At 66.9% G+C, this 20,897-nt stretch carries 17 protein-coding genes; 10 read left to right on the top strand and 7 right to left on the bottom strand.

Annotation, left to right across the window (positions count from 1 at the left end; all coding sequences use genetic code 11):
* Positions 1 to 111: 111 nt before the first annotated feature.
* On the bottom strand, positions 112 to 3,108 hold the full coding sequence (locus QEP15_RS12370; protein WP_280148824.1) for a GAF domain-containing protein: 2,997 nt from the start codon (positions 3,106 to 3,108) through the stop codon (positions 112 to 114).
* Positions 3,109 to 3,204: 96 nt separating this feature from the next.
* Positions 3,205 to 4,485, bottom strand: a complete 1,281-nt coding sequence (locus QEP15_RS12365; protein WP_280148823.1) for an MFS transporter — start codon at positions 4,483 to 4,485, stop codon at positions 3,205 to 3,207.
* A gap of 106 nt (positions 4,486 to 4,591) precedes the next feature.
* Here QEP15_RS12365 and QEP15_RS12360 point away from each other — a divergent pair, with 106 nt between their 5' ends.
* Both QEP15_RS12360 and QEP15_RS12355 read left to right on the top strand, forming a co-directional pair.
* Complete coding sequence (locus QEP15_RS12360) at positions 4,592 to 5,491, top strand: LysR family transcriptional regulator (protein ID WP_056317651.1); 900 nt, start codon at positions 4,592 to 4,594, stop codon at positions 5,489 to 5,491.
* 155 nt (positions 5,492 to 5,646) lie between these two features.
* Positions 5,647 to 7,299 carry a mucoidy inhibitor MuiA family protein gene (locus QEP15_RS12355; protein ID WP_280148822.1) on the top strand — a complete coding sequence of 551 codons (1,653 nt, stop codon included), beginning with the start codon at positions 5,647 to 5,649 and terminating at the stop codon, positions 7,297 to 7,299.
* 4 nt (positions 7,300 to 7,303) lie between these two features.
* Here the strand turns inward: QEP15_RS12355 and QEP15_RS12350 are convergent, their stop codons facing one another.
* Together QEP15_RS12350 and QEP15_RS12345 are read right to left on the bottom strand one after the other, a co-directional pair.
* Positions 7,304 to 8,614 carry a ferredoxin reductase family protein gene (locus tag QEP15_RS12350; RefSeq protein ID WP_280148821.1) on the bottom strand — a complete coding sequence of 437 codons (1,311 nt, stop codon included), beginning with the start codon at positions 8,612 to 8,614 and terminating at the stop codon, positions 7,304 to 7,306.
* Between the two features lie 153 nt (positions 8,615 to 8,767).
* Entirely contained in the window at positions 8,768 to 9,994 is a 1,227-nt protein-coding gene (locus QEP15_RS12345) for an EAL domain-containing response regulator (RefSeq protein WP_217618030.1), read from the bottom strand.
* 313 nt (positions 9,995 to 10,307) lie between these two features.
* On the opposite strand from QEP15_RS12345, the gene QEP15_RS12340 reads away from it, so the two are divergent.
* A complete protein-coding gene (locus tag QEP15_RS12340) occupies positions 10,308 to 11,441 on the top strand; it encodes a 3-deoxy-7-phosphoheptulonate synthase (protein ID WP_280148820.1) in 1,134 nt (377 codons plus the stop codon).
* Positions 11,442 to 11,554: 113 nt separating this feature from the next.
* On the top strand, positions 11,555 to 12,046 hold the full coding sequence (locus QEP15_RS12335; protein ID WP_056317637.1) for a hypothetical protein: 492 nt from the start codon (positions 11,555 to 11,557) through the stop codon (positions 12,044 to 12,046).
* Here QEP15_RS12335 and QEP15_RS12330 read toward each other — a convergent pair.
* Complete coding sequence (locus QEP15_RS12330) at positions 12,043 to 12,207, bottom strand: hypothetical protein (RefSeq protein WP_175155444.1); 165 nt, start codon at positions 12,205 to 12,207, stop codon at positions 12,043 to 12,045. The two genes, QEP15_RS12335 and QEP15_RS12330, sit on opposite strands and share 4 nt — an antisense overlap.
* A gap of 160 nt (positions 12,208 to 12,367) precedes the next feature.
* On the opposite strand from QEP15_RS12330, the gene QEP15_RS12325 reads away from it, so the two are divergent.
* From QEP15_RS12325 to QEP15_RS12300, 6 genes are all read left to right on the top strand, one after another.
* Positions 12,368 to 13,090 (top strand): response regulator transcription factor, encoded by a 723-nt coding sequence (locus tag QEP15_RS12325; protein ID WP_056317634.1) that lies wholly within the window; start codon positions 12,368 to 12,370, stop codon positions 13,088 to 13,090.
* A gap of 7 nt (positions 13,091 to 13,097) precedes the next feature.
* A complete protein-coding gene (locus QEP15_RS12320; protein WP_217618031.1) occupies positions 13,098 to 13,967 on the top strand; it encodes an HpcH/HpaI aldolase/citrate lyase family protein in 870 nt (289 codons plus the stop codon).
* A gap of 265 nt (positions 13,968 to 14,232) precedes the next feature.
* Entirely contained in the window at positions 14,233 to 15,864 is a 1,632-nt protein-coding gene (locus QEP15_RS12315) for an ATP-binding cassette domain-containing protein (protein ID WP_056318739.1), read from the top strand.
* Positions 15,865 to 15,997: 133 nt separating this feature from the next.
* Positions 15,998 to 16,867 carry an archaetidylserine decarboxylase gene (gene asd / locus QEP15_RS12310; RefSeq protein ID WP_142055348.1) on the top strand — a complete coding sequence of 290 codons (870 nt, stop codon included), beginning with the start codon at positions 15,998 to 16,000 and terminating at the stop codon, positions 16,865 to 16,867.
* A gap of 107 nt (positions 16,868 to 16,974) precedes the next feature.
* Positions 16,975 to 18,195 carry an alpha-hydroxy acid oxidase gene (locus QEP15_RS12305; protein WP_056317628.1) on the top strand — a complete coding sequence of 407 codons (1,221 nt, stop codon included), beginning with the start codon at positions 16,975 to 16,977 and terminating at the stop codon, positions 18,193 to 18,195.
* Between the two features lie 101 nt (positions 18,196 to 18,296).
* Complete coding sequence (locus tag QEP15_RS12300) at positions 18,297 to 19,466, top strand: metallophosphoesterase (protein WP_280148819.1); 1,170 nt, start codon at positions 18,297 to 18,299, stop codon at positions 19,464 to 19,466.
* 15 nt (positions 19,467 to 19,481) lie between these two features.
* On the opposite strand, the gene QEP15_RS12295 is transcribed toward QEP15_RS12300, so the two are convergent.
* Positions 19,482 to 19,937 carry an Lrp/AsnC family transcriptional regulator gene (locus QEP15_RS12295; protein WP_056317626.1) on the bottom strand — a complete coding sequence of 152 codons (456 nt, stop codon included), beginning with the start codon at positions 19,935 to 19,937 and terminating at the stop codon, positions 19,482 to 19,484.
* 11 nt (positions 19,938 to 19,948) lie between these two features.
* The gene (locus QEP15_RS12290; protein ID WP_280148905.1) at positions 19,949 to 20,770 is read right to left on the bottom strand and encodes a MetQ/NlpA family ABC transporter substrate-binding protein; all 822 of its coding nucleotides are present in this window, start codon (positions 20,768 to 20,770) and stop codon (positions 19,949 to 19,951) included.
* Positions 20,771 to 20,897 lie beyond the last annotated feature (127 nt).

Below are 20,897 nucleotides of genomic sequence, written 5' to 3'. Positions count from 1 at the left end.
GAAATGCACCGACCTAGTCGCAAGCCCCGTGCCTGACCCCCTGCCCGCCTTCTCCCCTACTGGTAGTCCTCCATGCGGGGCATTTTTTACCTGCGTTTGAACACTTGACCCTCAGCGTGCCCGTTGCGGCCCCGCGCTCTCTTCCAGCATCCGCTGCACGCGCTCGCCCAGCGCATCCAGCGAGAACGGCTTGACGATGAGTTCCATGCCTTCTTCCAGGAACCCGCCCGCACTGGCCGCGCTTTCGGCGTATCCCGTCATGAGCAGAACCCGCAGGCCGGGATGCGCGACGCGCGCGGCGTCGGCCAATTGGCGGCCGTTCAAATTGGGCAGGCCCACGTCGGTCACCAGCAGGCTCAGGTTGCGCGTGGCGGTCACCAGCTCAAGGCCGGCCTCGCCATCGCCGGCCGTCAGCACATGCAGCCCCATGTCCACGAGCGACTCCCGCACCATTTCCCGCACGTTCATATCGTCTTCCACGACGATAACGAAGGCCTGGCCCGCCGACGCCGCCTTCGCGCCCGTCGCCCGCGGCGTTTCGGCCGCCATCTCCGGCACGCCCTGATGACGCGGCAGATAGAGGCGAACCGACGTGCCGACGCCTTCGGCGCTTTCCAGCACGGCACTGCCGCCCGCCTGCTTGGCAAAACCGTAAGTCATCGACAGACCCAGACCCGTGCCCTCGCCGAGCGGCTTGGTCGTGAAGAACGGATCGAAGGCGTGCGCCAGCACGTCGGGCGACATGCCGCATCCCACGTCCGACACCGTGACCTCGACGAACGCGCCGGGATTTACACCCGGGTTCTGGCGCAGCGACGCGGCGTCCAGGTGTGTGTTCGCCGCGGCAATGGTCAAGACGCCGCCGTTCGGCATCGAGTCGCAAGCGTTGATCACCAGGTTGAGCATTGCGTTCTCGAACTGGTTCCGGTCGCAGTTGACTGGCCACAAGCCCGGCTCCAGATCGAACACCAGATTCACACGCTCGCCGGTGTAGCGATGAAACAGGTCCGTCATGGAATGCAGCGTGGCCTCCACGCTGAACGGCTTGGGGTCGATCGGCTGCCGCCGCGAGAAAGTCAGCAGCCGCTGCGTCAGATGCGCGGCCCGGTTCGCCGAATCCATGGCCACGGTGATGAAACGCTGCGCCTGTTCCGGCACGCCGGCCGTCAGCTTGCGCTGCACCAGATACAGCGCGCCCGTGATCCCTTGGAGCATGTTGTTGAAATCGTGCGCGATACCGCCCGTCAAGCGCCCCACCGCTTCCATCTTCTGCGCCTGGCGCAGCGCATTCTCGGTGTCGGCCAGGGCTTCGGCCTGCGCCTTCAGGTCCGAATCGTCGCGCCCGGCCACATACAGGCTGTCCTCGGACCACGACATGCTCCATGTGATCCAGCTGTAGCCCCCTTCGCGCCGCAATACCCGGTTTTCCACGTGCCGGGCGGGTTGCGCGCCGTTCGCCTTGGCCTGCGGCGACCAGGCGGCGCGGGTCGCCTCCAGGTCATCGGGGTGGATCAGCTCTGACAGTCCCATCGACAGGAACTGGTCGGGGTTCCAGCCCAGGATGGTTTGCACCGCCGGATTCACGCTGGCAAATCTGCCGCGGCCATCGATGACCGCAAGCAGTTCGGGCGACATCCGCCAGATGCGGTCCCGCTCGGCGATGGCGTGCTCGACCCGCTGCTCCAGCATGCGCGCATACTGCGACCGCTCGACGGCATCGCACATCCGTTCGGCCACTTCTTCGATGAAGGCCAGATCCGCGGGCTTGAGCCGGCTGCTGGACAAGGGGCGGACCACCATCGCCCCGCCCTGCCGCGCCCATCGGCGCATCGGCACCACGATGGCCGACGGCCGGACGTCGCCGCCCTCTTGCGCCACCAGCGGCTGCAGGTAGGTTGTGCGCCCATTGCGCACCGCCTCGAAAAAGTCGTCGCCCAATTGCTCTGTCGCCAGCGGCTCCTGGCGCGCCACGTACACGTCGGACTGCCAGGACGTGGACACGACGGGCGCCGCGCCGTCGCCGGCCCAATCCAGAACTGCCACCAGGCCCAGCGACAGGTGCTGCCCCAGCCCCGCGCAGGCGGTCTCCTCGATCGCGGCCTGCAGGTGCAGTTCTCGCATGCGGTCGCCCAGCGCCAACAGGAAATTCTTGCGATGCTGGCCTTCCCACAGCTCGGTCTCGGCGGCCTTGCGCGCGGAGACGTCCAGGAAAAGCGCCATGATCCGGTCGGGCCCTTCCTTGCGCGCCCGCGCTTCGTACCACGCATCGTTGGGCGCGGGAACGGCAAATTCAAACTGGGTCGGCTCGCCTGTTTCCACGACCTGGGCGAACGTATCCAGGATCTGGCTGGGTACGCCCGGAATCATTTCACGCAGCGTATGACCCAGCGTGTCGCCTTCCCGCATGCCGCTCTGGCGTTCGAAGGCCGGGTTCACTTCAAGAAAGCGGAAGTCGGCAATGCGGCCATCCTCGCCGCGCAAGGCCTCGGCCAGGAAGAATGCCTCCTGCATGCCCTCGAACATGGCGCGCCAGCGGTCGCCGCTGCGGCGCAAGGCCACGTCGAGCAGATGCCGTTCGATGGCCAGGGCGGCGCTACGCGTGACGAGCGCAATGGCGTCGATGTCGTGTGCGGACGGCAGGCGGCTTTCGTCGTAATAGTTGGAGAACACGCCCAGCAGCCGCCCGTCCGGCGCCTTGATCGGGGTCGACCAACAGGCACGCAGGCCGTGCGCCGCCGCCACGTCGCGCCATGCGGCCCAGCGAGGATCCCGGGAAATGTCTTCCACGTAGACCGGGCAGCCCGAATGCGCCGCAGCGCCCCAGGGGCCGGCCTCGGGCTCGATCATCATCCCGCTTACCGCAGCGTTGAATTCATCCGGCAGGCTGGGCGCGGCGCCATGCTCCAGCCTGCCCCCCTTGTCGTCCACCAGCGCGATGGACGCGCGAAGTTTCACGCTCGATTGGGCCTCGATGGCGTGAAGCACATGTTCTAGCACCTGCTGGAGCGGCACGCCGGCAGCGATTCGCTCCAGCATGATGCGTTCGTCTTCAAGACGAGCTAGCGTGTCGGTCCATGGCAGGGACACGCGGTCTTGCTTGGTCAGCATGTTTCCCCCTATCGCAATACGGAATGTACGCGATAGGGACACGCCTGGGGCAACCCTGCGTAACGCGAGGCTACCCTTCCTGGAAAAAAGAGGCGGTCAGGCGGGCCCCGCCACCCCTGCCGCCGGGTCACGGCGCCCCGTGCGCCAGGCAAGGCCCGCGCTGATCGTCAGTGCGGCCGCCAGCAGGCCGCCGGCCATCGCCGCCACGCCGTGCCAGCCGCCAACCGTCCAGAATTGGCCGCCCAGCGCGCCCAGGACGCTGGACCCCACGTAATAGACCAGCAGGTACAACGAGGCGGCCAGCGCCTTGTAGCCTCGTGCCATCTGACCCACCCAGCCGCTTGCGACGGCATGGGCGGCAAAAAAGCCGAACGTGAAGACCACGATGCCCGCGACCAGCACAGGCAGCGAATCCGAGAGCGTCAGCACCAGACCGGCCAGCGCAAGCCCCGACGCGGCGGAGAGCATCGCCCCGCGCCCATGACGGTCGGCCAGGCGGCCGAACCACGTGGATGCGAAGATGCCCACCAGGTAGACGACGAAGATGAAGCCGATGAAGGTCTGGCTAAGCGAGAACGGCGGGAGCAACAGCCGGAAACCGACATAGTTGTAGACGGCCACGAAAGCGCCCATCAGTAGCCCGCCCATGGCGAACAGTGCGCACAGCGGCCCATTCTTCAAGTGCGCGCCGGCGCCGGCCCGCACGTCCGACCAGACGCCTGCCCACCCTTGGCCGCGCCGCGGCGTGAAGCGGCGCGAGGCCGGCAGGAGCCACAGGAACAGCATGGCCGCGACGATGCCCAGCAGCCCCAGCGTTCCCATCGCCGCGCGCCACCCGAAGTGATCGGACACCAGGCCGGTGATCACCCGTCCCGACAGCCCGCCAAACGCGCTGCCGCTGATGTACAGCCCCATCGCAAAGCCCAGCGTGCCCGGTTCGACCTCCTCGGCCAGATAGGCCATGGCCACGGCCGGCACCCCGCCCATCGCCACCCCTTGCAAGGCGCGCAGGGCCAGCAGGCTCTGCCAGTCCGGCGCGACCGCCGCAATGGTGCCAAGAATGGCGGACGCGAACAGCGACCACGCCATGACGCGCTTGCGCGGCAGCGCGGCCGAAAACAGGCCGACAAAGAAAATGGCGATGGCCAGCAAGCCCGTGCACAGCGACAGCACCAGGCTGCTCTGCGCGGGCGAAACATCGAAAGCCTGGGTGAACAGCGGCATCAGCGGCTGCACGCAATACAACAGCGAAAACGTGGAAAAGCCGGCGGCGAAGAGCGCCCATTGGGCGCGGCGCAGACCCGGCGTGCCGCGCGCCAGATACGCCGGCGCCGATACGCCGGGGTCTGTTGCGTGACTTGCAGAAGGGGTAGACATCAGGATTCTCGAAAAACACCCGGGCAGGAGCCCGTGGAGAACAAGGTAGACATTTCCCCTGCATATGTCCAATATATGAAACCGCTCCTGTCTATATTTAAAACCGATGGAACTGCGTCACTTGCGGTATTTCACCGCCGTCGCCGAGGAACTGCACTTCACGCGCGCGGCCGCCCGCCTGGGCATCGGCCAGCCCCCGCTCAGCCAGCAGATCCAGCAATTGGAGCGCGAGATCGGCACGCCGCTCTTTCTGCGCCTGCCGCGCGGCATCGCGCTGACCGAAGCCGGCGTGCAATTTCTGGACGACGCCCGCGCCATCCTGGCCAGCGCCGACCGCGCCGTCGATATGGCCAGGCGGCTGGGGCGCGGCGAACGCGGCGCCATCACGGTCGGCTTTACCGCGTCGGCCGTCTTTCATCCCTACCTGCCCCGGGCCATCCGCGCTTTTCGCGACCGCTATCCGGACGTGCGCATCACGCTCACCGAAAGCAATACCGTCACGCTGCTGCGAGGCCTGCGCGCGGGCGACGTGGACGTGGCCTTTGTCCGCCCGCCCTATGTGCTGGACGCCGAATTCGAATCGGAGCGGGTGCTCGATGAGCCCATGCTGATCGCCCTGCCGCCGGACCATCCGCTCAGCCGGAAGCGCGCGGTCCCGATCGCCGCGCTGGCCGAGGAGGACTTCGTGCTTTATCCGCGGCCCATCGGCGCGGGCCTGTACGACGCCATCCAGTCCGCCTGCCAGCGCGCCGGCTTTGCCCCGCGCGTCATCCAGGAAGCGCCGCAGATGGCGTCGATCGTGAGCCTGGTGGCGGCTGGCGTGGGTATCTCCATCGTGCCCGCCGCGATGCGGCACATGGGCGCCCAGGGCATCGAATACCGTCCCATCAAGGGCGATGCGCCCCATGCGCTGCTGGACATGGCTTACCGCCGCCATGACCGCTCGGTAGCCGCCGAAAACGCCGTCGGCATGCTGCGCCGGCTGGCGCATCCCGAGCGGGAATGAAACCCGGCCCCGGGGGATTGCCGTATCGGCCTGTCGCGTTTGTCATTTTCTGTAAACCTGCGGCGCGGGGCTGGGACTAGACTTTCGCGCTTGCTGGCGATGCGTCCCCTGGAATCCGCGATGCCGGCCGCGCCCAACTTTTCAAAGGTGACCCCGTGAGACGTACCCTTCTGGCCCTGGCCTTTGCAACGATTCCCGGCTTCGCCGCTGCCGCCGCGCTGCCCTCCGCCATCGGCGCGGTCACCGTCTATCAGGACCGTGCGGTCGTCACCCGCGCCGCCAGCAGCGACCTGGCCGCCGGCGAACACGAACTGATCCTGGACAACCTGCCGGCCTCGCTGCAGGAAAACTCGCTGCAGGTGTCCGCCAAGAGCACCGGCCAGGCGACCCTGCTGGACGTCAAGGTCAGCGACGTCTACCAGACCGACACCGCCAACGAACGCGTGCGGTCGATCGAAGCGCAGCTCGACAAGCTAACTGCCCGGCAAGCCGCGCTCGACGACGAAGCCGCCGTGCTGGACAACCAGCGCGAGCTAATCCTGATGATGCAGCGCGGCGCCACGGAACCCGCCAAGGACGGGGCCCGAATCACCGTGGATGAACTCAAGGCGATCCAGACGCTAAGCGCCGAGTCGCTGGCCACAACGCTGGCGGGCCTGCGCCGCGTCGCCGAACAGAAGACCGCGCTGGAGCGCGAAATGACGGCGCTGCAAACCCAGCTTGGCCAGGTCCGTGGCGAGGCGGGCCGGCGCACCAAGAAGGTCGCCTTGCGCGTTGGCATGGCGCGCGCCGGCAAGCTGGACCTCGCGCTGTCGTATGCCGTGGCGGGCGCGCGCTGGACGCCCGCCTATGATGCGCGGCTGCGTCCGGCCGATCGTCAGGTGGACCTTGGTTACTTCGGTGTCATCCGCCAGAACACGGGCGAAGACTGGAACAACGTGAAGCTGACGCTGTCCACGGCCCGGCCGTCGCTGGGCGGCGGCGCGCCCACGCTGCGCCCGTGGATCATCGACGTGGCCGCCCCTCCCCCGCCCCCGCCGCCCCGTCCCGCCGCCGCGCCGGCCCCTGCTGCCGTCCAGGCCGAGATGCACGCCAAGCGCGCGCCGCGCGGCCGCGAGATGGAAGACAGCGCCATGTTGCCCGAGCCGCAAGCCGAGGCCATCGAGCTGTCCACGGCCCAGCTCCAGAATGCGGCAACCAGCGCGTCGTTCCAGATCCAGAACCCGGCAACGCTGCTGTCGGACAACACCACGCAGCGCGTTGCCATCGCCACGGCCAAGCTGCCGGCCACCTTGCAATACCAATCCACGCCCGCACTGCGCGAAACCGTCTACCTGACCGCGCAAGCCAGCAACAACACCGACTTTCCGTTCCTGGCGGGTCCGCTCAATACGTTCCTGGACGATGCCTTTGTCGCCACGGGTGCCATGAAAGCGGTCATGCCCGGCGAAAAGCTGGAGCTGGCGCTGGGCGCGGACGAGGGCATCTCCATCAAGCGCCAGCTGGTCAACCGCTACACCGAGAGCACCGGCTTTTCGGGCAGCGGCAAGCGTGTCACCTACGAGTACAAGATCACCGTCAAGAACAACAAGTCGACCAAGGAACAGGTGACCTTCACGGATCACCTGCCCATCTCGCGCAACGAGAAAATCGTGGTCAAGCTGCTGTCGCCCGCCGACCGCGACATCAAGCGCGAAGAGGACGGCAAGCTGGTGTGGGACTGGGAGCTCGAGCCGGGCAAGTCGCGCGAGACGGTGTTGAAGTTCTCGGTGGATTACCCGGGTGATATCGACGTGTCCGGCCTCTGACGCGCTAGCGCATCTGGAAGGCTTCCTGGTGGAACAGTTGCCGCACCGGCATGCCCCGCCGGTGCAAGCCGTCTTTCAGCGCGTCGGCAAAGCCCGTGGGACCGCAGAACCAGACACTTGGCCAGGGCGTCCCTTCCTGTCTGGCCTGCGCCAGCTCGGCGGCCGTCAAGGGCCGGTGCTCGTCGCTGTAGCGCACGTCCAATTTCACGCTTGGAACGCGCGCGCACAACTGGCGCAACCGGTCGGCGAAAGGCGCATCGGCCGCATTGCGGGCGCAGTAATACAAGGTGGCGTCGGGCGCGTCCGCCGGCCGGGTCTGCAAGGCCTCGAGCCATGAAATGAAGGGCGTCACGCCGATGCCCGCGCCCACCCAGATCTGACGGCGGCCCTCGTCCCGGCGAAAGTCGAAACAGCCGTATGGCCCTTCAATGGTCACCGCCTGCCCGGCCGCCAGGCTTTTCTGCAGGCGCCGCGTGTAATCGCCAAGCGCCTTGATCGAAAACTGCACCCTGCCCGAGCCATCGTCGGCGCCCGACACCGTGAAGGGGTGCGCGCCTTCCTTGCGATCCGCGGTCAGGAAGGCGAACTGGCCGGCGCGGTGATGCCAATCGCCCTGGACACGACAGGTCACGCGCAGGATGTCATCCGACAGATGCTGCACCTCCAGCACGGTGCCCTTGTAGCGCCGCGCCCGCCCGATGCGGCCCGTCAGCGCCATGACCGCGCAGACCGATCCCACCGCGGTCGCAAGGCCAACCAGCCACCCCGCCGGCTGCGACCACCACGCGGCGGGCGTGAGCACGACGCCATGAAACGCCGCCACAAGGAAGATCACGGCGGCAATGCGATGGACCTGGCGCCACACGTGGTACGGGAACCGCCGCCACAGCGTCAACAGCACCATCGCCACCAGAATCCAGACGGCGTACTCGCCCAGATCCTTGGCCGATCCCCGGAACATGTCCAGCATGGCCGCGGCACGGGGCGTCTTGGGAACCGGATCGAAGATGGCCAGCAGCAGCGGCTTGGCGAGTTTGATGAGGTAGTGCGCCGCCGCCAGCGCGGTGGCCAGGATGCCGCACCACTTGTGCAGCCGGTACATCCTGTCCAGGCCATCCAGCCGCTTCTCCAGCCAGACCGGCCTGACCGACAGCAGCATGATGAGCGCCATCAGCACATAAGCCGCCAAACCGGTCAGCAAAATCAGTTGGTCGCGCCACGTCCATACGTTGAAGGCGGCGGGCGGCTGCAGCCGCAAGGCGAGCGCCCAGGCCAGGACGCTGACGGCGAGGATCGTGAAAAGGATTCGGCGCATTGGCATCGCTCCCAGTAAATCGGCGGCCGTGCCGAACCGAGACAGGCCGCAGACATAATGGTAGTTTCGCCCAGAGCCGCTATTTCGGGTATCGGGGCCGTCCTTTGACGCGAATCAAGCCCATCCCGGCAAAAAATGCCACGCCGCCCGCGCTCAATGCGCCCGGCAATACGCGATGAATTCGTCCGGGGACAACGGCATCGAAATCCCATAGCCCTGCGCCAGGTCGCATCCCAGTTCGCGAAGCAGCTGCACGTCGCGCTCCTGCTCCACCCCTTCGGCAACCACGCGCCGGCCCAGCACCCGCCCCATTTCGATCGCCGCCGCCACGACGGCACGCGAGGCAGGCTCGCGGTGCATGTGGACGATGAAGTCCCGGTCGATCTTCAGTTCGTTGAAGGGCATTGCCGAGAACAGGCGCATGGAGGCGATGCCCGCGCCAAAGTCGTCCATGGCCAGCTCGAAGCCGCGCACGCGCAACAGGTTCAACGTGGACGACAGCGCCAGCCAGTCGGTCACGGGCTCGTCTTCGGTAAGTTCGACCTTGATCAGACGGGCCGGCAGCCCCGCCTGCCCCACCTTCTGCTCCAGCAGGCCGGGCAGGTCGCGCGAGCACAGCGTGGAGGCCGACGCGTTGATCGCGATCGGCACCGCGACATCCGCGTCCTGCAGCCGGCGCAACACCTCCAGCACGCGGTCGGTGACGCGGCTGAACAACATGCGGTCCATGCCCAGCCGATGCGCCGCAGGCACGAAGTCCGCCGCCGAGATCGCGCCCAGCTTCGGATCCACCCAGCGCGACAACGCTTCGGCCGCCACCACATGCCCGGTCGACAGGCTGATCTGGGGTTGCAGCACCACGCTCATGTTGGTGCCCGAGAGCAGCGCCTGGCTCAGCGCCGCCTCCATCACCTCGCGCCGCACGGACTTGGGTTTGTCCGGCGAGGCCGACTCGTCGTCGATGCTGCGCAGCGCGTTCTTGATGGCCTGCTGCATCGCCACGCGCGACACGGGCTTTGAAAGCGCCTGCGCGGAGGGGCAACCGGCCTGCAGGGCCAACCGCACATGCGACTGGAGCAATTCGTCGCTCAGGCTGCTGATCCAGATGATCGGCGGCATGCTCTTCAAGCGCCCGGCATCCACCAGCCGCCGCAGGTCGTTGGGAAGGCGTGTGCCGTCGCCCTCGCCCATCACGATGTCGCTGATGAGCACGTCATGGTTTTGGCGCGTGATCGCGCCTACCGCCTCGATGCTGCTTCCCAAGCCCGCCACGCGGCGGTAGCCCAATGCCAGCAACATATTCTGCAGATAGGCGCGTTCGACGGGATGGTCTTCTACAAGAAGAATCCGTCGGGACGATCCGGCATCGGGTTTTGGCATTGCTGACCGTCCTGAACGGTGCCTACGGAAAGAAGCCGTGCGCGGCCCCCGCCTGCGCCTGCTGCTGGCCGGCAGCGCCGGCCTGCTGAGAGCGTGCATCAATGCTAAGGCATCCGCGCGAAAAGTGTCCTTATCGATAACGGGTTAATTCAGTTCGCCGCCGATAGACGTAGCTGCCGGATTATCTGCCGTCCGGCTCCATACATTGGGGCCTGTCCCCGCAAGCGGGCGTGGCGATGCCACCCATCCGCCTCCACCGTCCGCGGGTGCGATAATGGCGGACTTTCCCGCATCTACGGCACGGAGCTTTCCCTTGACCCGCATTGACGACCCCATGCACGACCGCGAGGTCGGCGCCGCCGACGCCACCCAGGACAACACCCGCACCGACGACACCCGCATCAGCGCGGTGCGTCCGCTAATTTCCCCTGCGTTGCTGCAGGATGAGCTGCCGGTGTCGCCCGGCATCCAGAACCTCGTCGAGCAAAGCCGCGCCGAGATCGCGGACGTGCTGCACGGCCGGGACGACCGGCTGGTGCTGGTGGTGGGCCCGTGTTCCATCCACGATCACGCGCAGGCCATGGAGTACGCGCGCAAGCTGCGCGCCGCCGCCGATGAGCACAAGAAGGATCTGCTGATCGTCATGCGGGTGTATTTCGAAAAGCCCCGCACCACCGTCGGCTGGAAGGGCTACATCAACGACCCGCGCCTGGACGGCAGCTTCCGCATCAATGAAGGCCTGCGCCGCGCCCGCGAGCTGCTGCTGGACATCGGCGGCCTGGGTCTGCCGATTGCCACCGAATTCCTCGACCTGCTCAGCCCGCAGTACATCGCCGACCTGATCGCGTGGGGCGCCATCGGCGCGCGCACGACCGAAAGCCCCAGCCATCGCCAGCTCAGCTCCGGCCTGAGCTGCCCGCTGGGCTTCAAGAACGGCACCGACGGCGGCGTGCAGATCGCAGCCGACGCCATGGTCGCCGCCAGCGCCAAGCATGCGTTCATGGGCATGACCAAGATGGGCATGGCCGCCATCTTCGAAACCCGCGGCAATCAGGACACCCACGTGATCCTGCGCGGCGGCAAGCAAGGCCCCAACTACGATGCCGCCAGCGTGGACGCGTGTTGCGCCGCCCTGCGCAAGGCCGGCCAGCGCGAACAGGTCATGATCGACTGTTCGCACGCCAACTCCAACAAGTCGCACGTGCGCCAGATCGACGTGGCCAACGACATCGCCGCCCAGGTCGCCCAGGGCGACAGCCGCATCACCGGCGTCATGATCGAAAGCCACCTCGAGGAAGGCCGCCAGGACCTCAAGCCCGGCGAACCGCTGCGTCACGGGGTCTCCATTACCGACGCATGCCTGGGCTGGACGCAGACCGAGCCCGTGCTGGCAGCGCTGGCGCTGGCCGTGCGCCAACGCCGCGAAAAGCTGGCCGCCCGCGGCTGATCCTGTGGCCGGGCAGCGGCCGGCCGCTGCTGTTACAGCACATTCCTGAAACAATTGGTATCATGCGGGCCTTCGGGGTCTCTCGACCCCTCCCCGCTTCCCTTCGCTCAGGTATGGATCGTTCTCGCCTTGTCGCGGCCGCGCCGGCCGCATCGCCCCCCGTGCGCCACAGCATTTTCATCTACACCGAAGAACAACGCGGCAACCAGATGGTTGAGTCGCGCATCCTCGGCATGATGTCCGACGTTTCCGGATCGGAAAAACTCATCGTCGTGCAGGATCCGTTTCACGGCTTCAAGTACGTGTACCGGATCGACCACGAAAGCAACAATCTCGATGCGGCCGCCATCACCGAAATCGACGAATCGCTGTTCAACGGCAAATCCTCCATCGAGATCAACGCCATGTCCTACCGCCTGGGCACGGCCGAGAACGCGGTGAAGCTGTTGCGGGGCAAGACGCGATGGATCCAGGACAAGGGTTCGGTGCTGTCGGTGCTGCTGCAAAATGCTGCTGCGCGCAAGACGCGCTTTGCACCGGGCCGGATCGAACGCGATCGGATGCGCAAAGTGCCCGATGGCGTGCCGGTCGAATTACTCCCTTAGTCGGCCAGGACGGTATCCGCGCTGTTTTTCTTATCCACAGAATTTGTGGATAAGAAAAACGCAAACGCACGGCTGATGGCCTTTCGGGCGATGCGCACCGGGCTGCGCAATTTTTGACCAGCCCCTTTTTGCCCACGGTCTGGATCGCCTCCTTGATCCATGACGCGCCGCCGCAACGGCGGGGATGATATTCTGCGCGCAAGCACGCGGGATACGCACACCGTCATCCCCTGATTTCCGCGCGCACGCGGCCCCCTATCGAATTCATAGCATGACGAGAACATCCCTGTTCGCCAGAGGAGCGCGCAAGCGCGCCGCGCCGTGACGATCATCGTCGTGGACGACCACGGAGATTGGCGCGATTCCATCGCCGAGTACATCCAGGACCTGGGCCTGGACAAAGCCATCCTCACTGCGGGCTCGCTGGCCGAGCTGGACAGCCTGTTGCTTACCGTCACCCCCGCCATCCTCGTGCTGGACGCCATGCTGCCGGACGGCGACGGGCTGGCGCGCGTATCGCACCTGCGCACCACGTATCCGTCCATGGGCATCATCATGCTCACCGGGCGGCTCTTGAGCGAAGACAAGGTATCGGGCCTGAGCCTGGGCGCCGACCACTACCTGACCAAGCCCGTGAACCTGGCCGAGCTGGGGGCCACCCTGGTGGCGCTGTCCCGGCGCCTGCGCGTCGTGCCGGCCGCCGACACCGAGGACGCGCAGTCGGACGCCTGGCGTTTTGACCCGGCGCGCCGCACGTTGACCACGCCCAGCCAGATCAGCGTCGACATCACCGACACCGAAAGCCGGCTGATCGGCGCGCTGATCCAGGCCGCGCCGCTGCCGCTGACGCGCGCGCGCCTCGTCGAAGCGCTGGGCGCAAGCGTCGAGGCCTACGACACGCATCGGCTGGATGCCCACATGCACCGGCTGCGGCGCAAGCTGCGCGCGCTGGCCGGCGGCGACTTGGGCATACGCACGGTCTATGGCGTGGGCTATGTCTGCACCACGCCCGTCACCATCGTGGGCAGCCTGCCCAAATCCTGAGACCGCCATGACCGCCCCGCTCCGCCCCCGCCGTTCCGTTCTCTACATGCCTGGCGCCAACGCGCGCGCGCTCGACAAGGCGCGCACGCTCGACGCGGACGCGCTGATCCTGGACCTGGAAGACGCGGTGGCGCCCGATGCCAAGGCGCAGGCCCGGACACAGGTTGCCGCCGCGCTCCGGGAAGGCGGCTACGGGCGGCGCGAATGCATCGTGCGCGTCAACGCACTGGATACGCCCTGGGGCCTGGACGACGTGCGCGCCATTGCGCAGGCCGGCGCCGATGCCGTGCTGCTGCCCAAGGTCGAGAGTCCGGCCCAGTTGGCGGCGCTGGCGCAGGCGCTGGACGCGGCAGGCGCGCCCGCCGACCTGCCGCTGTGGGCCATGGCCGAAACGCCGCTTGGCTTTCTGCGTATGGACGCCATTGCAGGCGGTCACGCGCGGCTGGCCGCCATCGTCGTCGGCACATCGGATCTGGTCAAGGACCTGCACGCGCGTCACACGCCTTCTCGCGACGAGACGCTGCTGGCGCGCTCGCTTGCCGTCATGGCGGCCCGCGCACACGGCCTGGCCGTGCTGGACGGCGTGCACCTGGACCTGAACGACGACGCCGGGCTGCAAGGCGCATGCCGGCAAGGCCGCGATCAAGGCTTTGACGGCAAGACGCTGATCCATCCGCGGCAAATCGCCGCCGCGAATGCGGCCTTCGCGCCGACGCCCGAGGAACTGGACACCGCACGCCGGCGCCTCGAGGCATGGACCGCGGCGCAGGCCGAGGGCAAGGGCGTCGCGGTCGTGGACGGCGCATTGGTCGAGAACCTGCACGCGCAAGAGGCCGAGCGCGTGCTGGCGCTGGCGCAGGCGATCGGCGCGGCTTAAGGGCAAGACGCGGCGGGAGGCGCCCGTCTGAGGCTGCCCGCCCGGAGCTTCCCGCCCGGAGCTTCCCGCCCGGAGCTGCCCGCCCAGAGCTGCCCGCCCGGGTACAATCCCCCCTCGCGTTCGGAGTTGGGTTGCTTCCATTCCGTTCATGCTTCGCGCCGGCGCGCATGTTGCGCGCGCCCTCCCGCCCCGCTTTCCGCCCTTTGCACCGCGCCGCTGGCCGGCGCCTTGCCGCGCGCCCGTCGCGCCATCCCGTTTCGTAGTCATGATCCGCTTCCAACAAGTTTCACTCATGCGCGGCGTCAAGCCGTTGCTCGACAAGGTCGACCTGCTTCTGAACCCCGGCGACAAGATCGGCCTCATCGGCGCCAATGGCGCGGGCAAGTCGAGCCTGTTCGGCCTGTTGCGCGGCACGCTGCACGCCGACCAGGGCGACCTGGACTATCCCGCGTCGTGGCGCGTGGCGCACGTCGCGCAGGAGACGCCCGCGCTGGATCGCCCCGCCATCGAGTACGCCATCGACGGCGACACCACGCTGCGCAAGCTGGAAGCGGAACTGGCCGCGCTGGAAGCCGAGCCGGAAAGCGCGGAGAACGGTCTGCGCATGGGCGAGATCTACGCCGCGCTGGCCGACGCCGATGCCTACACGGTGCATTCGCGCGCCGAGCAGTTGCTGACCGGCCTGGGCTTCACGCAGGCGCAAATGCACCTGCCGCTCACGAGTTTTTCCGGCGGCTGGCGCATGCGCCTGAACCTCGCGCAGGCGCTGATGTGTCCGTCCGACCTGCTGCTGCTCGACGAGCCCACCAACCACCTGGACCTGGACGCCATCATCTGGCTGGAAGACTGGCTCAAGCGCTATCCGGGCACGCTCATCGTCATCTCGCACGACCGGGATTTCCTGGACGGCGTGGTGAACGTGATCGTCCACATCGACGAACGCAAGCTCAAGCGCTACTCCGGCCATTACTCGTCGTTCGAGCGCCAGCGCGCCGCGCAGCTTGAACTGGCGCAAGGCATGATGGAAAAGCAGATGCGCCAGCGCGCGCACCTGCAATCGTTCATCGACCGCTTCAAGGCGCAGGCCAGCAAGGCGCGGCAGGCGCAGAGCCGGATCAAGGCCCTGGCGCGCATGGAAGAAGTGGCGCCGCTGCGCGCCGCCGCCGAATTCTCGTTCGAGTTCCGCGAGCCGCTGCGCGCCCCCAATCCGCTGCTGACGATGGACAAGGTCAGCGCGGGCTATCGCATCGAGGACGAAGCCACCGAAGCCGTGTCCGACAAGATCATCGTGTCGGGCATCAACTTTTCGCTGCAGGCGGGCCAGCGCATCGGTCTCTTGGGCATCAACGGCGCGGGCAAGTCGACCTTCATCAAGACCATTGCCGGCGAGATCGAATCGCTTGCCGGCGAGACGCAGTTCAACAAGGGGCTGTCCATCGGCTACTTCGCCCAGCATCAGGTCGAGATGCTGCGCCACGATGAATCGCCGCTATGGCACATGACCAAGATCGCACCCACCGTGCGCGAACAGGAACTGCGCAACTTCCTGGGCAGCTTCAACTTCAACGGCACGATGGCCACCAGTTCCATCGCCCCCTTCTCCGGCGGCGAAAAAGCGCGCCTGGCGCTCGCGCTCATCGTGTGGCAACGCCCCAACCTGCTGCTGCTGGACGAACCCACCAACCACCTGGACCTGGAAACCCGCGAGGCCCTGACCGACGCGCTGGCGCAGTTCGAAGGCACGCTGGTGCTCGTCTCGCACGACCGCCACCTGCTGCGCGCCACCACCGACCAGTTCATCATCGTGGCCGACGGCAAGGTCAACCCGTTCGATGGCGACCTGGACGACTACAAGGACTGGCTCTACAAGACCAAGCTGGCCGCCAAGGCCGCCTAAGCGTTTTTGCGCGCCGCGTCCGGCCAACCGCGTTACAATCGCGCCGAATTGCCGGACTGCAGCTTCAACCTGGCCCGCGCGGCACCTTCAACCACGTCCCGCTGCATGCGGGACGCGTTTTTTAGCGCCCTAGATGCCTATCAAAGACCAACTTTTTCTTGCCAGCCAGTATCTCGCGCCGCACCACCTGGTGTCGCGCTTCTTCGGATACGCATCGGACTGCCGCGAACCCGCGGTGAAGAACTGGATGATCTCGCGTTTCGTCCGCAAGTACGGCGTGAACATGAGCGAGGCGCTGCAAGAAGACCCGTTGGCCTACGACTGCTTCAATGACTTCTTCACGCGTGCGCTGAAAGACGGCGCGCGGCCGCTGGACGAAGAGCCGGGCGCGGTGGTGTGCCCGGCCGACGGCGCCATCAGCCAGATGGGCGCCATCGAACAGGGCCGCATTTTCCAGGCCAAGGGTCACAGCTACGGGCTTGCCGACCTGCTGGGCGGCGACACCGAGCGCGCCGCGCCCTTCCAGGGCGGACAGTTCGCCACCATCTACCTGTCGCCCAAGGACTATCACCGCGTGCACATGCCCGTCGCCGGCACGCTGCGCGAAATGATCCATGTGCCGGGCCGTCTGTTTTCCGTCAATCCCCTGACCGCCCGCAACGTGCCGCGCCTGTTCGCGCGAAACGAGCGCGTGGTCTGCATCTTCGATACCGAACACGGTCCCATGGCGGTCGTGCTGGTGGGCGCGATGATCGTGGCGTCCATCGAAACCGTGTGGGCGGGTCTGGTCACCCCGCACAAGCGCCGCATCAAGTCCGTGCGCTACGACGCGGCCGCCCGCGCGCCCATCCATCTTGAGAAAGGCGCCGAAATGGGCCGCTTCAAGCTGGGCTCCACGGCCATCGTGCTGTTCGGGCCGGACAAGATCCGCTGGGCCGACACGCCGTCCGTGCTGGGTCCGGTACGCATGGGCGAACTGCTGGCGCTGCCCGTCCAGGTGTAAATCACCCCGACGCCGCTTTTTCGCCTAAAGCGAACAAGCGGCTTTTGTTTTATTCGCTTTCAGTCGCAAACGGGCGTTGTTAGATTACGGGCTTTTACCGGCCCGCCATGACCACGACCGCCCTGCCCGCTGCCGCGCCTCGCGCCACTGCCCGTCCGCTGTCCCGCGCACTGGGGCGCATGCTTTCCCTGGACGATTTCGAGACTGCCGCGCGCCGCCGGCTCCCGCGCCCCATCTTCGGCTACATCGCCGGCGCGGCCGAAGACAACCAATCGCTCAAGGGCAACCGCGACGCGTTCGCCCAGTACGCGTTCACCCCGCGCGTCCTGGTCGATGTCTCGCGGCGCACGCAACAGACCGAACTGTTCGGCCGCACCTACGCGTCGCCGTTTGGCATCGCGCCCATGGGCATCAGCGCGCTGTCGGCCTACCGGGGCGACATCGTGCTGGCCCGCGCGGCGCGCGAGCAGAACGTGCCTGCGATCCTGAGCGGCACGTCGCTGATCCCGCTTGAAGCCGTCATTGAAGAAGCGCCCGGCACCTGGTTCCAGGCCTATCTGCCCGGCGATCCCGCCAAGATCGATGCGCTGATCGAACGCGCGCGGCGCGCGGGCTTCGAGACGCTGGTGCTGACCGTCGACATCCCCGTGTCCGCCAACCGCGAGAACAACGTGCGCACGGGGTTTTCCACGCCGCTCAAGCCCAGCCTGCGCCTCGCGCTGGACGGCCTGGCGCGCCCGCGCTGGCTGGCCGGCACGTTCCTGCGCACGCTGCTGGCGCACGGCATGCCGCACTTTGAAAATTCCTTTGCCACGCGCGGCGCGCCCATCGTCTCCGCGTCGGTGCTGCGCGACTTCACGGCGCGCGACCACCTTAGCTGGGAGCACGTCGCGCGCATCCGCAGGCAATGGCCGGGCACGCTCATCATCAAGGGCATCCTGCATCCGCGCGACGCGGCGCTGGCTCGCCAGCATGGCGCGGACGGCATCATCGTGTCCAACCACGGCGCGCGCCAGCTTGATGGCGCGATCTCGCCGCTGCGCGCGCTGCCGGGCGTGGTGGCGCAAGCAGGCGCGATGACGGTGATGATGGACAGCGGCGTGCGGCGCGGCACGGATGTGCTCAAGGCGCTTGCGCTGGGCGCGCGCTGCGTGTTCGTCGGCCGCCCGTTCAACTACGCCGCGGCGGTGGGCGGACAGGCGGGCGTCGCGCACGCCATCGGATTGCTGCGCGCCGAGGTCGACCGCAACATGGCGATGCTGGGCATCAACCGGCTTGATGAAATGGACGCCAGCCTCATCTGCCGGGAAGGCGAGCTGCCGGCCTGACCAGACCGGCGCGCGATGCAACGCGTCAGGTGCCGGCGGGGCATAGAATGGCGGTTCCCTCGTTTCCTGCGCGTCCTTCCGCGGCGTGCCTGCCCGCTGCCGTGTCCCTACGCCAATCCTCATTCTTCCTGCGGTTCCTGACCCTGGGCGCCCTCGCCCATGTGTACGTCGGCGCCCGCCTGATTCCCGATCTGCTGCTTGGCCGCGAAGGCGACGCCGCCGCCATTCTTTTCCTGGTGCTGTCGTGCGTGCTGATCCCGATGGGCATGCTGGCGCGTTCGTCCGTCAACCCGCCATGGGGCGACCGCATCGCCTGGGTCGGCCTTTTGGCAATGGGGCTGTTCTCGTCGCTGTTCGTGCTGACGGTGCTGCGCGACGCACTTCTACTGATCCTGTGGCTGGGCAACCTGGCGGCGGGCGCCAACCTGCCCTGGACCGAACTGCGGCGCGCCAGCGCATGGACAGTCATCGTGCTTGCGCTGGCCGGCACGCTGGCGGGCTTTTACAACGCGCGGCGGCGCGCACGCGTGGTCGATGTGGACGTGCCCATTGCCGGCCTGCCGCAGGATCTTGACGGCTTCACCATCGTGCAGATCAGCGACATCCACGTCGGTCCGACCATCAAGCGCCGCTATGTCCAGGCCATCGTCGACGCGGTCAACGAACAGCTGCCCGACATGATCGCCATCACGGGCGACGTGGTCGACGGCAGCGTCGAGCAGCTTGCCGCCCAGTCCCGGCCCCTGGGCGATCTGCGCGCGCCTTTCGGCGTGTACCTGGTCACCGGCAACCATGAATACTATTCGGGCGCGGCCCCGTGGATTGCGGAGTTCCGCCGCCTCGGCCTGCGCGTCCTGCTGAACGAACACGCCGTGATCCATCCGTCGGGCCTGCCCGTAGTGGTGGCGGGCGTCACGGATTACAGCGCCGGGGCCTGCGATCCGCATCAGCGCAGCAATCCCACGGCGGCGCTGGCCGGCGCGCCCGCCGACGCCGCGGTCCGGATTCTGCTTGCGCACCAGCCGCGCAGCGCGGTCGCGGCCGAGCCGGCGGGCTACACGCTGCAGCTCTCCGGCCATACCCATGGCGGGCAATTCTTTCCGTGGGGATTCTTCGTGCGGTTCCAGCAGCCCTTCACCGCCGGGCTGCACCGGCTGGGAAAGATGTGGGTCTACACGAGCCGCGGCACCGGTTACTGGGGGCCGCCAAAGCGCCTGTGGGCGCCGTCTGAGATAACGCGGCTGCGGCTGCGCGCCGCTTCGTCGCGCTGACCGCAAGGCGGCCGCTCAGGCCGCCTCGGGCAGCGGTCCGCGCTCCAGATAACTGGTCAGCGCGATGTCGCTGGTGGTGTTGCTGATGCCTTCGATCTGATGGATACGGGCCAGCAGCAGTTCCAGCGCCTGGGTGTCGCGCACCCTTACCTTCAGCAGCATGGCGCTCTTGCCCGTGATGGTGTGGATCTCTTCGACTTCGTTCAGTTCGGCCAGACCCAGCACCTGTTGGGTGATGGTCCAGTTGATCGTGTCCACATGCACGAAGGCCAGCAGCGGCCGGCCCATCTTCGCGCCATCGAGCTTGGCGGCAATGCCCTTGATGAGGCCGTCGCGCTTGAGCCGCTTGACCCGTTCGTGCACGGCGGGCGCCGACAGGTTGAGCAGTTTGCCCAGCTCCGCATAGCTGGGCGTGGCGTCGTCGGCCAACAGCGTCAAGAGTTTCCGGTCGCGGTCATCGAGGTCAGACATGGAATGCCCCCTTACCAGGGGAAGGAAATGAGGTCGCCGTAAAGACGCTTGAGCGTGGCCTTCACTTCAGGCGAGTTCTGATAAATGGCAATGAACGTCAAAAGGCGCGGATCCTGCGCTTTTTCGGGCTTGGCCACCCAGCGGATGGCGTAGCGCCGGATGCTGTCGGGGTCCGTATTGTCGAAGGCCAGCCCGTCCTTCTCGTTCAGGCCCGCCTGCTTGGCGAAGGTCGTGTACGTGACCGACGCGGTCACATCGTCGAACGTGCGGGCCGACTGCGAGCCTTCGATCTGCACGAACTTGAGCTTCTTCGGATTGGCCACCACGTCCTCCAGGCTGGCCTGATGCGCCACACCCGGCTTGAGCGTGATGAGCCCCATCGACTGCAGCAGCAGCAAGGCGCGGCCGGTGTTGACCGGGTCGTTGGGCACTGCGATCGTGGCGCCCTCGGGCACCGGATCGCCCTTTTTCAGCTTCTTGGAAAAGAGCCCGATGGTCGTGGAATAGCCGTATGCAATGGGTTGCAGGTTGGCGCCGCGCCGCTGGTTGAAGAGTTCAAGAAACGGCGCGTGCTGAAAGAAGTTGGCGTCCACCGAACCATCGGCCACCGCGATATTGGGCAGCACCCAGTCGTTGAATTCCACCAGCTTGACGTCCAGACCCTGCTGCTTAGCCTCGGCAATGGCCAATTCGGTGGCTTCGTTGGCCACGCTGGCGATGACGCCGATGCGCAGGGGCTGTTCCTGCGCGGCTGCGGGCGCAATCACAGCCAATCCCAGCGCCGCCACCGCGGCCCCCCGCGTCAGTTTCTTAAGCAATTGGTGCACAAGCATGTCAGCCATCCACAGAATCGGAACGCCGGACGACGGTCCGGCACAGGCGCTATTGTGCAGCACCTGGCGCCGCAGGCCCCAGAAAGGCCTTTGTCACGCAATGGCAATGCCAAGCCGCCCCGGCGGC

The organism is Achromobacter mucicolens (assembly GCF_029866465.1).
Lineage (GTDB): Bacteria > Pseudomonadota > Gammaproteobacteria > Burkholderiales > Burkholderiaceae_B > Achromobacter > Achromobacter mucicolens.
Note: the sequence above shows the minus strand (reverse complement) of the source record. Positions and strands in the feature narration are given on the sequence as shown.

Excerpts from the sequence above, each read along its gene's own strand:
- QEP15_RS12370 (WP_280148824.1), bottom strand. The coding sequence starts at position 3,108 with ATGCTGACCAAGCAAGACCGCGTGTCCCTGCCATGGACCGACACGCTA.
- QEP15_RS12365 (WP_280148823.1), bottom strand. The coding sequence starts at position 4,485 with ATGTCTACCCCTTCTGCAAGTCACGCAACAGACCCCGGCGTATCGGCG.
- QEP15_RS12360 (WP_056317651.1), top strand. The coding sequence starts at position 4,592 with ATGGAACTGCGTCACTTGCGGTATTTCACCGCCGTCGCCGAGGAACTG.
- QEP15_RS12350 (WP_280148821.1), bottom strand. The coding sequence starts at position 8,614 with ATGCGCCGAATCCTTTTCACGATCCTCGCCGTCAGCGTCCTGGCCTGG.
- QEP15_RS12345 (WP_217618030.1), bottom strand. The coding sequence starts at position 9,994 with ATGCCAAAACCCGATGCCGGATCGTCCCGACGGATTCTTCTTGTAGAA.
- QEP15_RS12335 (WP_056317637.1), top strand. The coding sequence starts at position 11,555 with ATGGATCGTTCTCGCCTTGTCGCGGCCGCGCCGGCCGCATCGCCCCCC.
- QEP15_RS12330 (WP_175155444.1), bottom strand. The coding sequence starts at position 12,207 with ATGGATCAAGGAGGCGATCCAGACCGTGGGCAAAAAGGGGCTGGTCAA.
- QEP15_RS12320 (WP_217618031.1), top strand. The coding sequence starts at position 13,098 with ATGACCGCCCCGCTCCGCCCCCGCCGTTCCGTTCTCTACATGCCTGGC.
- QEP15_RS12315 (WP_056318739.1), top strand. The coding sequence starts at position 14,233 with ATGATCCGCTTCCAACAAGTTTCACTCATGCGCGGCGTCAAGCCGTTG.
- asd (WP_142055348.1), top strand. The coding sequence starts at position 15,998 with ATGCCTATCAAAGACCAACTTTTTCTTGCCAGCCAGTATCTCGCGCCG.
- QEP15_RS12305 (WP_056317628.1), top strand. The coding sequence starts at position 16,975 with ATGACCACGACCGCCCTGCCCGCTGCCGCGCCTCGCGCCACTGCCCGT.
- QEP15_RS12295 (WP_056317626.1), bottom strand. The coding sequence starts at position 19,937 with ATGTCTGACCTCGATGACCGCGACCGGAAACTCTTGACGCTGTTGGCC.
- QEP15_RS12290 (WP_280148905.1), bottom strand. The coding sequence starts at position 20,770 with ATGCTTGTGCACCAATTGCTTAAGAAACTGACGCGGGGGGCCGCGGTG.